The sequence below is a fragment of the Micromonospora sp. NPDC005174 genome, assembly GCF_040608495.1.
In the GTDB taxonomy this organism is placed as follows: Bacteria; Actinomycetota; Actinomycetes; order Mycobacteriales; family Micromonosporaceae; genus Micromonospora.
In genome coordinates this window covers 155,782-169,791 of sequence record NZ_JBEXIJ010000008.1, presented here as the reverse complement: position 1 = coordinate 169,791, position 14,010 = coordinate 155,782, and the positions used below count along the sequence as shown (strand labels likewise).

Genomic DNA, 14,010 nt, shown 5'->3' with positions numbered 1-14,010 from the left:
TGTCCCATCGAGTCACGTCAGCGGCAAGACGCGCAGAAATTGCGGGGCTAATCGATGTTTACGCAGGTGGGCGCGGCTTGGCAGAGTGCCCACCGGCCAGTACTGTCGTCCCGTCCGGTGCGGTAACCGATCGCAGGAGGCGACGCCGCGCCGACCCGCTCAATCGTGATCAACGAACCGGGGACCCACAGTAAGTCCGGGGTGAATCCGCGAGCCACGGCCCGCGGTAGGGCGATCTTCCCGCCCGAATCCGTCAGCTAACCCGGTAGGCGGTGACGGAAGGAGTTCCATCCTCGTGCAGCACCCCTCGACCCCACAGTTGTTCCCCCGCCTCCACGGCGTCGCGGTGTCCCCGCTCATCCGCCTCGTGACGGTGAGCTGACCCCCAGGGTCACCGCCTTTCCCGCCCGGCCGTGCCGGGTGTTCCCCTGAGCGGTCCACCATCCGCGGGCCACGGCCCGCGCGCTGGCGCCTGCCCGGATACCGGCCGAGCCCCGGTGTGCCGCTCACCCCCCGAACCGTGGAGGACCTCGTGAAGCACACCCTGAAGCGCCAGCTCCGTCGTCTCGCGACCGAGCGCCCGTACCAGATCGTCGCCGCCTCCGCCGCGGCCCTCGCGATCGCCACCACCACCGGCGCCCTGGTCGCCGGCGCCGCCGACGCCCCGGCCGGCCAGCACACGCCGACCACGGTCGCCGAGATGCGCAGTGACACCGTCGCCTCCCGTGGCGAGGTCCGGTCCGCGGCCCCGTCGCCGAGCACCGCGCCGAGCACCGCCGCCCCGGCCACCAGTGCCGCGTCGCCCGCCGCGAAGGCCACGAGCAACCCGGACCTCACCCGTAAGCCGACGCCGCCGAAGCCGCCCGCGACCAAGGTGCTCGACTACGACTACGAGGCGCAGAACACGTACTACAACTGCGGCCCGGCGGCCACCCGCAACGCCCTGAGCGCCAGCGGCATCGACCGTACGCAGGAGGAGCTGGGTGCCGAGCTGGGCACCACCGAGATGGGCACCAACTCGGCTGAGGACACCACCCGGGTGCTCAACGCCGAGGTGAAGGGCTCCCCGTACCGCACCCGCATGTTCGAGGGCGCGCCCAGCCCGGCCCAGATCGACCGCCTTGCGGCCGACGTCGTCAAGGCCATCACCGACGGCCGGGGCGTGGTGGCCAACGTCGTCGGCGACGCCACCGACACCGACGGCGGTTGGCACTCCTACGGCGGCGGGCACTACATCGCCGTCGTGGGCTACAAGGACAACGGCCGGACCGTGCGGATCGCCGACTCGGCGAACCCGGCCGACCCGGCGTACTGGGTCACCACGATCGACCTGGCCAACTGGATCACCAGCCGGGGCTACTCCGCCTGATCCAGGCGGACACCCCACGACGCCGCGGGCGCCGCGTCCCCACGAGGGGCCGGCGCCCGCGGCGTCTTCGTTGCCGGGCGGCGACCGCCGCTGAACGGCTCTCGTACCGGGCGGCGAACCGTGGGAGACTGCGGCCGTGGCGGAAGAACCGGGTGGTCAAGCCGGCCGTGAGCCGATCCTGTTGCTGCTGCACGGCATGGGGGCGACAGGTGACGTGTGGCTGCCCTGGGCACCACTTCTGGAACAGCACTGGCCCGGGCGGTGGTCGGCACCCGACCTCGCCGGCCACGGCTGGTCGGCGCCACTGCCGTCGTACTCCTTCGAGGGTTTCGCCCAGCGGGTCGCGCAGGGCCTGACCCCCGACGACCGCCTCGTCGTCCTCGGGCACTCGCTCGGTGGTGTGGTCGGCGTGGCGCTGGCGGCCCGCGCCGCCGGACTGCCGGTGGACGCGGTGGTGGGGCTGGGCATCAAGGCGGTCTGGTCACCCACGGAGCTGACCCGTGCGGCGGAGCTGGCAGCCCGTCCGGTGGGCTGGTACGCCACCCGCACCGAGGCCGCCCGCCGCTACCTGCGGGTCGCCGGTCTCGCCGGCCTCGTCGCACCGGACCACCCGATGGTGGACGCCGGCCTGCGTCAGGTCGACGGCCGCTGGCGGCTCGCGATGGACACGAGCGCGTTCGCCGTCGGCGAGCCCGACCTGGCCGGGCTGTTGGCCGCCACCGACGTGCCGGTGGTGCTGGCGCGCGGGGAGCACGACCCGATGGTCACCGACGCGCAGCTCAAGGAGTATGGGGTACCGGTCGTCACGCTGCCCGGCCTCGGGCACAACGCCCATCTGGAGGACCCGGCGGCGGTGCTGGAGCTGCTGGAGCCGTACCGCTAGGCGGGTGCGGGCGCGGGCAGTTCCCGCGCCGACGTCAGCTCCCGGCGGGCCGCGGTCAGGAAACCCTCGGCGTACGACTCGGCCGGGAAGTCGCCCAGGTAGCGGCGGCGGGTGACCCAGCGTGCGTCGGCCAGCGGGTCGGTGTCCAGCAGGGCCGTGAGTACGACGTCCACGTTGGACATGTCGCGCCGCAGCACGTAGCCCGACCCGGCCAGTGGAAAGCGCTCGGTGAACCGGTCACCCTCGTCGCCCATGTCGGTGACCGCGTACGGCTTGCCGGAGTAGAGGTAGTCCGAGATCACCCCGGAGACGTCGGAGATCAGCGCGTCCGAGCGGTTGACGCACTCGGTCAGGCTCAGCTCCCGGGCCGCCGCCCCGGTGACGTGCTGCCGCCCGCTGCGCGCCCGGTCGGCGGCCAGCAGCTCGGTGAGCCGGCTCAGGTGCCGGGCCGACGTCGGGTTCTGCGCGGTGTACGGGTGCGCCCGCAGGATCACCGTCGCGCCGCGCTCCACCAGCCTCCGCAGCAGCGCCTCGGCCACCGGCAGCGAGCAGTAGTCGGCGTCGGCGTGGTGCCCGGTCCAGGTCGGGGTGTAGAGCACCGTCGGGTGGGCGAGCCCTCGTGTCGGCTCCTGGCGTACCTCGATCGACTCCACCTGGGGACGGCCCACCACCACGAACTTCTCCGCCGGGATCTGCACCCCGGCCCGGGCGTACCTGTCGATCGCCGCCGGACCGGCCACGAAGATCCGGTCGAAGATCCCCGACACCGGGTTGGCGCTGGGCGCCTTGTCGCTGTCGCCGTGGTGCAGCTGCACATGGGTGAGCTGGGTGAACCGGATGCAGTGGCTGTTCTTCGCCCCGTGGTTGACGTAGAAGGCCGCCCGCAGGCTCGGCACCAGCGCCTCGTCCATCGCCCGCAGGGTGGGGCAGTAGACCACCGGCGCGTCGGTGGCCGCAGCGAGCGGCGCGAGGAACTCCGGCTCGCGGACCAACACCAGGAAGGGCCGGCCGATCCGTTCGAGGTACGGCAGCCACATGGTGACCTGGTATTCCGAACCGGGTGGCGCGGAGAAGTAGAGCAGGAACTCCGGCTCGTGCCGACGCAGCGCGCGGGCCACCTGCCCACCGCCGGCGGTCGGCCGGAAGCGTCGTCGGGCCAGGTCCAACGCGACGGCCCCGGCGCCGGCGGCCACCAGCAGGCTCGCGGCGAGCGCCACGGCGGCCGGCAGGGTCAGCGCGGCGGCGACCGCCACCACCGCCAGCAGCCCCAGCAGGGCGACGCCGAGCCGGTCGGCGATCAGCGGAGTCCAGGCGCGTACCGGCAGGTTCGCCGCCCGGATCTCCAGGTTGCCCGCGGTGCGCAGCGGCCCCACCAGCAGCACCAGCCCCAGCAGGACCAGGGCCGTGGCGGCCAGCGCCGGATCGAACCCGTCGTCGAGCCGACGGGCGTAGCCGACGAGGACCGCCGCGGCGATCAGCGCGGTCTCGGCGACCAGGTCCGCGCCGGGCCGGACCCGCTGCTCGACGGCCGCCGCCGCCAGCGCGGCGACGGCCAGCGCGAGCCCCCATCCGGTGACGCCGGTGAGGGCCAGCACGACGAATGCCAGCACCGCGAGCCCGGTGCTGAGGCATCGGGCGGCCAGCTTGCGGACCAGGTCACCACGCATGTTGCTCCGTTCGCCGCCGTCGGTGTCGCGGTGCCGTCGGCGTCAGTTCGCGGACGCCGCGGCCGGCGCCTCGGACCGGGCCGGGCCGGACTGCGCCGGCACGGACGGCCCGTCACCGGGTGCCCGGCGTACGTCGATGACCTGACCGGTCAGGTCGGAGATCAACACGTCAAGCGAGGACTGGGCGACGGCCTCCGCGGCCAGCAGGGTGTGCTCCGGCTCCTCGCCGAACGCCCGCGTGCGCATCGGGGTGGCGGTCCGCTCCGGGTTGATGCAGTTGACCCGTACGCCGACGTCGGCCCACTCGTCGGCGAGCGCCTGCGTCAGGTTGACCAGGGCGGCCTTGGTGGACGAGTAGAGGGCGTAGCGGGCCCGACCCCGGGTGTACGAGCTGGAGGTGTAGAGCAGCAGCTGACCCTTGGTCTGCTGCAGGTACGGAAGGGCCTGCCGGGCGATGGTCACCGGACCGACGAAGTTGACCTGCAACACCCGGTCCATCGTTTCCTCGTCCATCTCGGCGAGGGCGCCCTTCTCCAGGATTCCGGCGGTGACCACCACGTGGTCGATGCGGCCGGTCGCCTCGAAGGCGGTCGTCAGCGCGGCCTCGACGTCCTCGGCGCGCTCGACGTGCGTGCCGGTGGTGGACCGGCTGAACGGGAAGACCTGCGCGCCGTAGCGCCGCGCCAGTTCGGTCAGCTCGTGGCCGATCCCGTAGCTGCCGCCGAACACCACGATCGTCCGGCCGGTCAGCTCCTCGGTGTAGCTGCGGTGGTCGGTGAGCCGGGGGGCCTGCGCCGCCGCGAGCTGGAAGAGCTTGTCCGCCAGGTGCACGTCGACCGGGTGGGTGACCTTGATGTTCTCGTCCGAGCCGTCGATCACCTTGATGGGGGTACCCGGCAGGTACCGCAGCACCACGCCACAGTCGTCGGTGGCGGCAAAGTCGGGGTCGTCCTCGGCGATCCGGTACGCCTCGCGGATCGTGGGGGAGCGGAACGCCTGCGGGGTCTGGCCCCGACGCAGCCGGGAGCGCACCGGGATGTCGGTGATGCAGTCGTTCTCGTCCACCTGGACGATCGTGTCGGCGGAGGGGATGGCGACGTCGACGGCGGAGTAGGTCCACAGCGCGTTCACGCACTCGCGGACGATCCGGCCGCTGAGCAGTGGACGGACGGCGTCGTGGAAGAGGATGTTGCAGTCGGCCGGACCGACGGCGTCGAGCGCGATCCGGGTGGTCGCGTTGCGGGTGTCGCCGCCCTCGATCACCTTGGTGACCTTGCGCAGGCCGGCCTTCTCGACGATCCGCTGGGCATCCTCGAGGTGACCGCTCGCCATCAGCACGATGATCTCGTCGATCTCCGGAGCGGACTCGAAGACCGCCAGCGTGTGCTCGATGATCGGCTTACCGGCGATCTTCAGGAGCTGCTTGGGGATGCCGAGGCCCAGCCGGGTTCCGGTGCCGCCCGCCAGCACCACGGCCACTGTCCGCGCGGGCCGCCACGGTGCGGGGGTCTCCGTTGCGGCGTCCGGGCCAGTGGTCTGGTCCTGCGTCATTGCCGGATCCTCACTCTCAGGGTTGCGTTAACGGAAGGTTCCGCCCGAGCGGCGACGGAATGAACCTTAACGCGCGGACCGCGCCGCCCCAACGCGGGCGACGCGGTCCTGGTAGCCGTGTCGATGCCGGGGGTTGGCCGGCACTCTACTTGCTGTTCGCGTACGCCTCGTATGCGCGGATGACCTCGTCGGTGGGGCCGTCCATCCGGATGAGGCCCGATTCCAGCCAGATCGTCCGTTCGCAGGTGTCGCGCACGGAGGAGAGCTGGTGGCTGACCAGGAACACCGTGCCGGCGCCCTCGCGCAGCTCACGCACGCGCTGCTCACTGCGCTTGCGGAAACCCTTGTCGCCGGTGGCGAGAGCCTCGTCGATGAGCAGCACGTCGTGCCTCTTCGCGGCGGCGATGGAGAACCGCAGGCGAGCCGCCATGCCCGACGAGTACGTGCGCATCGGCAGGCTGGCGAAGTCACCCCGCTCGTTGATGCCGGAGAAGTCGATGATCCCCGCGGCCTGCTTGGCGACCTCGTCGGGGTGCATGCCCATCGCCAGGCACCCCAGGACGACGTTGCGCTCGCCGGAGAGGTCGTTGAGCAGCGCCGCGTTCACCCCGAGCAGCGACGGCTGCCCCTGGGTGTGGATCGCGCCCCGGTTGACCGGCAGCAGGCCGGCGATGGCCCGCAGGATCGTGGACTTGCCGGAGCCGTTGCTGCCGATCAGCCCGATCGCCTCGCCCCGGTACGCGGTGAACGACACGCCCTTGACCGCGTGCACCTCCCGCACGTTCGGCGCGTTGGTGCGCTTGACCAGCCGCCGCAGCGCGGCGACCGGGGTGGTGCCACCTGTCGCGCCCTGGTGGACCCGGTAGATGATGTGCGCGTCGTCCACCACCACGGTGGGGATCCGCTCCGACGTCAGCACGGGCAGGGAGACGGTCGCCTCGTCGGCGGCCGGCAGGGAATCAACCACGGCCGTACTCCTGTTCGCCGCGCCAGAAGTAGAGGTAGCCGCCGATGCCGGCCACCAGCGCCCAGCCGGCGGCGACCAGCCAGAGCTGGGTCAGCGACTCGTTGAGCAGTGGCGCCTGCTCGAGCAGCGCGTACCGGGCCAGCTCGATGTAGACCAGCAGCGGGTTGAACTGGACCACCGTCGTCGCCCAGCCGGGCAGCCGCTCGAAGAGGCTGACGCTGTAGAGGACGCCGGAGCCGTACATCCAGGTGCGCATGACGAACGGCATGACCTGCTTGAGGTCGCTGGCCTTGGAACCCAGTCGGGCGACCAGCAGCACCACGCCGGCGTTGAAGACCGCCTGCAGCAGCAGGGCCGGCACCAGCAGCAGCCAGTCCCAGGTGACCGGCTCACCGGTGACCAGCACGATGCCGACCAGCACGACCATCGAGGCCAGCAGCTGCTGGAACTGGGTCATGGTGGTGGACAGCGGCAGGCTGGCCCGGGGGAAGTGCAGCGCCCGGATCAGCCCGAGGTTGCTGCTGATCGACTGGGTGCCGGCCAGCACCGCGCTCTGGGTGAAGTTGAAGATGAACAACCCCGTCGTCAGGTACGCGATGAAGTTCGGGATGCTGTTCTGTGCCAGCACCACCCCGAAGATCAGGTAGTAGACCGCGGCGTTGGTCAGTGGGGTGAGCACCTGCCAGAGCTGGCCCAGCTTGGCGTTGCTGTACGAGGCGACAAGCTTGGCGTTGGCGTACGCGGCGATGAAGTGCCGGTAGGCCCAGAGTCGGCGGCTGTACTCGGTGAGGGTGGGTCGCTCACCAGCGACCCGTAGCCCGTGCCGAGCGGCCAGCTGCGCCTGGGTCAGGCCCGTGTCGGGGTCGACCAGCGCGGTGGTGGCCATGGAAATGGCGCTCCGATCTTTCGTGCAGACGGGTTGCTCGCGACGATGGAATCCTAGTGGGAAGCGTGCGCGGGACGTCGCCTCGTCGCTGCGTGGACAGTAGTCCGAAACACGTCGGGACGCAACCGTACCGTCGTTGCGCTATTCTAGCCGGCGTGACCTGCGAGAAGAGTCCTCGGTGACGACCGAAAAGAGGCGCGTGCCGGCCGGCGCGGCGGTGCTGCGCGACGAGATCACCTCGGCCATCCGGCGCGCGCTCATGCAGGAGCTCGCCGCGGTCGGCTACGGCCGGCTCTCCATCGAGGCGGTGGCCCGTCGGGCCGGCGTCAGCAAGACGGCGGTCTACCGCCGGTGGAGTTCGAAGCTCGACCTGGTGGTGGAGATCGTCGCCGCGGCGGCCCACGGCAAGCTGCCGGTGCTGGACACCGGCAGCCTGCGCGGCGATCTGGCGCTGCTGTTCCAGGCCGTGACACACGCGCTGCGCCACCCCCTGGCGTCCCAGATCATCCCGGACCTGCTGGCCGAGGCCGCCCGCAACCCGGCCATCGACGCGACCCTGCGGCAGGTGCTGCACTCCCGCCAGCAGGAGATCGGCGGTCGCCTGGTCACCCGTGCCGTGCAGCGCGGCGAGCTACCCGCCGACACCGACCCGGACGCCGCCGTCGACCTCATCGTCGGGCCGCTCTACTGGCGACTCGCCATCGCGCGGCTGCCGCTCACCGACAACTACCTGGACAACCTGGTCGAATCGGTGGCCGCCGGACTGGGCGCGACCAACTCCGTCTCGCGTCAACGTGACGCCTCGGCTCTCAGTTGACCTTTCCTGCCGCGTCGGACGAGGTGGCGCTCTGACCGATTCCGCTAGGCTGGCCCCCGCCGTGGCGACGCCCCATCTCGCCACCCAGGTGTGACCCGCAGTTTCTCCCGAATTCGTTCGTATGACGACAAGGACGTCCCGTGCCCCACGTCGAACAGGTCGCCGTCGCGCCCGCCGAGCCCACCTCGAAGGACGCCGGGCCAGAGTCGGAGCGACAGCAGCTCAACTCGGTTCGGCCAACCACCGGAGCGCGACTGCGCGCCCTCGTGGCCGCGGCGCCGACGCTGCTCACCGATGCTGGCGTACTGGCGTTCGCGCTCTGGACCGTCATGTACCACCTGGCGTTCCTGATCAACCTGGCCCCGGCGACGACGTTCCTGATCTGGGTTGTCGGCTGTGTGGTCGCGTTCGGCGCGTGGCTGGGGCACCGCCGCCGGGTCCAGCCGTCGGCCGCCGCCGATGCCGTGCAGCAGGAGACCGCGGAGGACGCCACCTACGCGTATTCGCGTCCTCTCCTAGCCGTGGTGCTCGGCGCCGGCACCGTCGCCGCCGTCACGGCAGGGCTGACCGCCGCGGATGACGGCATCGGCGCAGGTATCCCCTGGTGGATCCCGGGTGGCTTCGGGGCCCTCGCCGGGGTGGGAGCCCTGTTGCTCGCCCGGGGTCGTTGGCTCACCACGCCAGCGCGAGTCGCCCCGGCGGCCGCCGCGTCCCCCCTGTCGTCGGCGTACGCCCTGATCGTCGCCGTGCTGGCCGCCGTGTCCGGGCTCTTCTTCGCCCGGAACTCCGTCGACGACGCCTTCTTCGTCGGCAAGTCGGTCTGGGTCGCCGAACGCAACCAGGTGCCGCTGCGGGACTTCCTGTTCACCGACGGCGTCGCGCCCGCGATGAACTCGCAGCCGCCGGTGCCCTCGATCGAGGTCTTCTACGGCGCCTTCGCCCATGTCTTCGGCCTGCACGCGGCGTCCGCCACCTGGTACATCGTGATGCCGGTCATGTCCGTACTGGCGGTGCTGGCTCTGTGGCGGCTGGTGCAGCGATGGGCGCCGGGCCGTGCCGCACTCGCCTTCACCGTTGCCGTGGCCTATCTCTACCTGGTCGCCGGGCAGGACGCGGCCCTGGGCACCTTCCACCTGACGCGGCTTCACCAGGGCAAGACCATGTTTGTGGCGGCCGTGGTGCCGCTTATGTGGGTCTACCTGACCGACTGGTTCGACTCGCGGTCCTGTCGCGGGCTGATTCTCATCGCCGCGCTCTCCATCGTGGCCACCGGCCTCAGCACCACCTCTGCCATCGTCCTTCCGCTGCTGGTCGGCGGCGCGATGTTCGCGATGATCGTCGTCGGGCGATGGCGGGACGCGCTACTGGCCGGGGCGGCGGCGCTGGTCTACCCCGTCGGCGCGACCATCTGGTCGCGGCTCACCGCAGGCCCTATCACCGAGAACGCGGCCGCGGCCTTCTACGACGCCGAAATCACCTACCGGCGGACCGTTTTGTTCGGTGTGCTCGGCGTGATCGGTGGCCTGGCTCTCTGGCTCGGCCCCCTTATCGCTCGCCGTCGGACGCCCCAACTGCTCGTCGCGGGCAGCACGCTGGCGATGAGCGTCCTGCTCTTCCCCGGCGTCCTCGAGCTGATCAACAGCCTGACCGGCATCGGTGTCGTGCTCTGGCGGACGCCGTGGATGTTCGCCCTCCCGGCGGTGATCGGGATCCTGTGCACCGTCGACCTGCCGCGCCTGCGGGTGTTCGGCAGCGTCGCGATCGCACTGGCGCTAGTCGCCGGCTTCGCCATCCTGGGCACACCCATGTGGTCGCCGAAGAGTTACGTCGCGGTGCACGAGCAGCCCGTCTGGAAGTTGCCTCAGCAGCGCAAGACGATCGTCTTCTGGATGGCCCGGCTCGATCGGCCCGACGGCGTGGTGCTGGCCCCGTCCACCCTCATGCACACCGCCCCGATGGTCACCAGCAGGATGCGCGTGGTCAGCCCGAACGACCGTTACCTGCCCGACTACGGGATGAACACGCCGTTCGTCCAGGATCGGTTGAAGTTGGTTGCACTGGCCAACGGCAGGACCGACCTCGCGCCGGTGCCCGAGCTGGCCGGGGCGATCGAGCGGCTCGACGTCACCACGATCTGCGTCTACTCGAGCAACCAGGTGGCCCGTGAGCTGGCTCCGACGTTGGGCTTCGAGCAGTTCGCCACCCGTAAGCGCCCGGGAGCGATGACCTGCTTCCGTCGCGGGTGAGGGCTCGTCGAACGCTGAGCAGCGGCGTGTTCTGACCGGAAAGGGTTCTGATACCCGAGCGGTAGCTCGGTGACCCCTCGCGTTAAGGTCGCATGTGTACGAGCGGCACGTGGGAGATCGTTTCCCGCCATTCAGCCGTGGAGCGGGAGTTCGGACATCGGAACAGGCTGCCGGATCGGCGGCGATCCAGCTCCGGAAAGGTCGCTCATGGCGACTGCGGAAGGCCTCGACTCCCCGCCTGGCCACGTGCGGTGACGCCGCGACGACCTCGGGCCCTGCCCGCAAACGATCTAGTAGGGAGCGAACTCGTTGTTCGGCACGTTGACAGGACGCATCGGAGTGGCCGCCCGCAGCGCGCTGCTGGTGCTGGCCTACCTGGTCATGCTCGTCGCAGGCGCCTTCGGCTGGGTCGCGTTGTTCGCCGTTGCCGGACTGGCGGCGGTGGTGGGCGAGTTCGCCGTGGCCCGCTGGTCCCCGCCGTCGCAGGTGCTGCTGGAGAAGGTCGGTCTGCACTGGGCGTACCGGCAGTTGACCCGGGACCTGGCGGCCGTGCTGCTGGTCGCCGCGGAGGTCGCCCTCGACGGCACCGAGCTGAGCCTGCTGCTGATCCTGCCGGCGGCGGTGTGGGTCGTCTCCGTCTTCGCCGGCGCGCTCTCCACCATGATCGACCGTCGTAACCCGCAGTCCGCCCTGGTGCGCAACATCGAGCTGGGCCCCCTGCGCTCGGCCCCCCGCCCGCCGGCCTGGGCGGCGGCGGTCGCGGGTGAGCGGATGCCTCTGCTCAACCTGTTGCTGGTCCCGGCCGCGGTGGTCGCCGCGGTGCGGCACGAGCCGACGCCGTACTTCGTCGCCGCCGCGGTGACGGTGGCGACGACCGCGGTGGTGGGCGCGATCATCGCCGTGACCTGGCTGCGTGGTCGTGGCTCCGGCCAGGGTCCGCTGATGCCGGCAGTGCAGCGCTGGCTCGACACGTACCGGCCCGAGGTGGCGCTCTACTTCGCCGGCCCGGCCAAGGACGTCTACCAGGCCAACATGTGGCTCGCGCCGACCGAGGCGCTGAACCAGCGTGCGGTGGTGCTGATGCGCAGCCGGGAGGCGTTCGCCGAGCTGGCCGACACCCGTCTGCCGGTGATCTGCGTACCGGCCGGGGTGGACTTCATGAACCTCGAACTCGGCAGCGTCCGCGCGGCCCTCTACGCCGCGAACGTCGGCGCCAACATCCACATGCTGCGCGAGCCCGGCATGAAGCACGTCTTCGTGGGGCACGGCGACAGCGACAAGCAGGCAAGCGTCAACCCCTACAGCAAGGTGTACGACGAGGTCTGGGTCGCCGGCCTGGCCGGGCGTGAGCGGTACGCCCGCGCCGCGGTGGGCGTGCTCGACCAGGACATCGTGGAGATCGGCCGGCCGCAATTGGCCGGCGTGCACACCTTCGGAGCCGAGTCGGTGGACCGTCCGTTCACCGTGCTCTACGCGCCCACCTGGGAGGGCTGGCTCGACGACGACCCGTACCACACCTCGCTGGTGCTGATGGGTGAGCGGATCGTCAAGGGTCTGCTGGCCACCAGTCCCCGGGTGCGTCTGGTCTACAAGCCGCACCCGCTCACCGGCTCACGGTCGAAGGCCGCCCGGGCCGTGCACGAGCGCATCGTCGAGGCGATCCGGGCCGCCGGCGGCGACCCCAACGCGGCGTCCCTGGACGGTACGGACCACCTGGTGGTGACCGGCCGCACGCCCGCGCTGTTCGACTGCTTCGACCAGACCGACCTGCTGATCAGCGACGTGTCCAGTGTGGTCTCGGACTTCGTGCAGAGCCAGCGGCCGTACGTGGTGGCGAACCCGTCCGGCCTGCCGGAGGACGAGTTCCGCCGGGAGTACCCGACCGCGCGGGCCGCGTACCTGCTCTCGGCCGACTGCGGTGAGCTGGAGAAGATCGTGGCGGTGACCCGGGTCGGCGACGACCCGATGACCGAGGCGCGCCGCGACCTGAAGACGTACCTGCTGGGGCCGGCGGAGGCCAACCCGATGGACCGGTTCGCCGAGGAGATCACCCGGCTCTGCCGCTGACCCGCGCACCACGTCCCGCGCCCGGCCCGACACCCGTCGGACCGGGCGCGGTCGTGTCGGTGCCGTCGGTGCGGCTCAGTCGAGCAGGGCGGCGACCGCGTCGGCGACCGGACTGTCCGCCGGCAACGCCCGCGCGGTCACCACGGCGCTCAGCGGCAGCGGCCCGTACAGGTGCGGAAAGAGCTGCCCCCCGCGTGAGGGTTCCCAGCGCAGGGCGTCGGCCAGCCGCTCCTCGTCCACCCCGAGCAGGGTGAGACCGGTGGCGCCGGAGAAGTGCCGGCGGGCCGTCTCCACCACCTGGTCGGCGGCGGACAGGTGGATGAAGCCGTCCTGGCGGTCCACGGCCGAGCCGGCGACGACTCCGGCGGCCCGGGCGTCGTCCCACTCGACGGTCGGCAACAGCTTGTAGATCACCTCCGCAGACTACGTCGCCTGCGTTTCGGCCGTACCGCCGCCGACGCCGGCCACCGCCCGGCATGCTCAGGTGGAGCGGCCGGGAGGGGATGGACGATGGCGAGCTACGACGACGACTGGACCGACACCCAGCGCGGGCTGTACGACGAGTGCTACCGGGCCGGCGGCGAGTGGGCCGAGGACCCGGACACCCCGTCCGACGACGTGCAGCACGTGATCAACCTGGCCGAGGCGGACGACGACGCCTTCGACGACGCCGAGATCGACTTCCCGCCCCTGGTCGACGCCGTCACGCAGGCCAGCGGTGTCAACGTCACGAGCGTGCCCGCCAAGCACGACGACCCCGGTTTCCGGGGCTTCACCGACGGCGTCCGCGACGCGGTCGCCGACGACGTCTTTGGTCTGTAGCAGACCGGCCCTCCCGCTCGCGGCACCCTTCTGCCACCATTCGCAGGACGGCTGCGACGGATGGGGGCACGGTGCGGATCCTGCTGGTGGAGGACGACCGCCGGGTGGCCGCTGCGCTCTCCTCCGCCCTGACCCGCCGCGGCTACCAGGTCGAGCACGCGGCCACCGTCGCCGCCGCGCTCTCCGCCGCCCCCTGCGACCTGGTGCTACTCGATCTGACCCTGCCCGACGGCGATGGCACCGAGGTGTGTCGGGAACTACGCCGACGCAGCAGCCAGCTCGGCATCATCGCGGTCACCGCGCGGGGTGAGGAGCGCGACCGGGTGCTCGGGCTGCGCCTGGGCGCGGACGACTACGTGGTCAAACCGTTCTCGATGGTGGAGTTGCAGGCCCGGATCGAGGCGGTGCTGCGGCGCGCCGCGAACGCCGCCCCCGAGCGGCACCTGATCGAGGCGGGGACGGTGCGCATCGACGTGCCCGCCCGCACGGTGACGGTGGCGGGGCGCGCGGTGACGCTGACCCGCAAGGAGTTCGACGTCCTGCTGTCGCTGGCCCGCCAGCCGGGAGTGGCGGTGCCCCGCGACCGCATCCTGCTCGACGCCTGGGGCACCACCTGGGCCGACCCGCACACGGTCGAGGTGCACGTCGGGTCGTTGCGCGGCAAGCTGGGCGACGCGCGCCTGGTGGAGACCGTCCGTGGTGTCGGCTACCGGCTGCGCGATGCGTGAGGGGTCG

General features: G+C 71.4%; 12 protein-coding genes and 1 riboswitch. Of the genes, 7 read left to right on the top strand and 5 right to left on the bottom strand.

Annotated features, from left to right (window positions below; translation table 11 throughout):
* The first annotated feature begins 146 nt into the window (after positions 1-146).
* Positions 147-287: riboswitch (cyclic di-AMP (ydaO/yuaA leader) on the top strand.
* Positions 288-520: 233 nt separating this feature from the next.
* Entirely contained in the window at positions 521-1,369 is an 849-nt protein-coding gene (locus tag ABZU91_RS12380; protein ID WP_355238072.1) for a C39 family peptidase, read from the top strand.
* A 136-nt stretch (positions 1,370-1,505) separates the two neighbouring features.
* Positions 1,506-2,252: an alpha/beta fold hydrolase gene (locus ABZU91_RS12375; protein ID WP_355238069.1), complete on the top strand. Its 747-nt coding sequence runs from the start codon at positions 1,506-1,508 to the stop codon at positions 2,250-2,252.
* On the opposite strand, the gene ABZU91_RS12370 is transcribed toward ABZU91_RS12375, so the two are convergent.
* The 4 genes from ABZU91_RS12370 to ABZU91_RS12355 all read right to left on the bottom strand — a co-directional run bounded on the left by ABZU91_RS12370 (position 2,249) and on the right by ABZU91_RS12355 (position 7,323).
* A complete protein-coding gene (locus ABZU91_RS12370; RefSeq protein ID WP_355238066.1) occupies positions 2,249-3,919 on the bottom strand; it encodes a CDP-glycerol glycerophosphotransferase family protein in 1,671 nt (556 codons plus the stop codon). The genes ABZU91_RS12375 and ABZU91_RS12370 overlap by 4 nt on opposite strands.
* Positions 3,920-3,961: 42 nt before the next feature.
* A complete protein-coding gene (locus ABZU91_RS12365; protein ID WP_355238063.1) occupies positions 3,962-5,470 on the bottom strand; it encodes a bifunctional cytidylyltransferase/SDR family oxidoreductase in 1,509 nt (502 codons plus the stop codon).
* Positions 5,471-5,615: 145 nt separating this feature from the next.
* Positions 5,616-6,437, bottom strand: coding sequence for an ABC transporter ATP-binding protein (locus ABZU91_RS12360; RefSeq protein ID WP_355238060.1), 822 nt, complete (start codon positions 6,435-6,437; stop codon positions 5,616-5,618).
* The gene (locus ABZU91_RS12355; protein WP_355238057.1) at positions 6,430-7,323 is read right to left on the bottom strand and encodes an ABC transporter permease; all 894 of its coding nucleotides are present in this window, start codon (positions 7,321-7,323) and stop codon (positions 6,430-6,432) included. Before ABZU91_RS12355 ends, ABZU91_RS12360 begins: the two co-directional genes overlap by 8 nt.
* 217 nt (positions 7,324-7,540) lie before the next feature.
* On the opposite strand from ABZU91_RS12355, the gene ABZU91_RS12350 reads away from it, so the two are divergent.
* The 3 genes from ABZU91_RS12350 (at position 7,541) to ABZU91_RS12340 (ending at position 12,453) form a co-directional block, all read left to right on the top strand.
* A complete protein-coding gene (locus ABZU91_RS12350; RefSeq protein WP_355238302.1) occupies positions 7,541-8,140 on the top strand; it encodes a TetR/AcrR family transcriptional regulator in 600 nt (199 codons plus the stop codon).
* A 140-nt stretch (positions 8,141-8,280) separates the two neighbouring features.
* The gene (locus tag ABZU91_RS12345; RefSeq protein WP_355238054.1) at positions 8,281-10,386 is read left to right on the top strand and encodes a DUF6077 domain-containing protein; all 2,106 of its coding nucleotides are present in this window, start codon (positions 8,281-8,283) and stop codon (positions 10,384-10,386) included.
* Positions 10,387-10,695: 309 nt separating this feature from the next.
* Complete coding sequence (locus ABZU91_RS12340) at positions 10,696-12,453, top strand: CDP-glycerol glycerophosphotransferase family protein (RefSeq protein WP_355238051.1); 1,758 nt, start codon at positions 10,696-10,698, stop codon at positions 12,451-12,453.
* Between the two features lie 75 nt (positions 12,454-12,528).
* Here the strand turns inward: ABZU91_RS12340 and ABZU91_RS12335 are convergent, their stop codons facing one another.
* Entirely contained in the window at positions 12,529-12,867 is a 339-nt protein-coding gene (locus ABZU91_RS12335; protein WP_355238048.1) for a DUF952 domain-containing protein, read from the bottom strand.
* A gap of 96 nt (positions 12,868-12,963) precedes the next feature.
* Here ABZU91_RS12335 and ABZU91_RS12330 point away from each other — a divergent pair, with 96 nt between their 5' ends.
* Both ABZU91_RS12330 and ABZU91_RS12325 read left to right on the top strand, forming a co-directional pair.
* On the top strand, positions 12,964-13,275 hold the full coding sequence (locus ABZU91_RS12330) for a hypothetical protein (protein ID WP_355238045.1): 312 nt from the start codon (positions 12,964-12,966) through the stop codon (positions 13,273-13,275).
* A 71-nt stretch (positions 13,276-13,346) separates the two neighbouring features.
* On the top strand, positions 13,347-14,003 hold the full coding sequence (locus ABZU91_RS12325) for a response regulator transcription factor (protein ID WP_355238042.1): 657 nt from the start codon (positions 13,347-13,349) through the stop codon (positions 14,001-14,003).
* Positions 14,004-14,010: the final 7 nt, after the last annotated feature.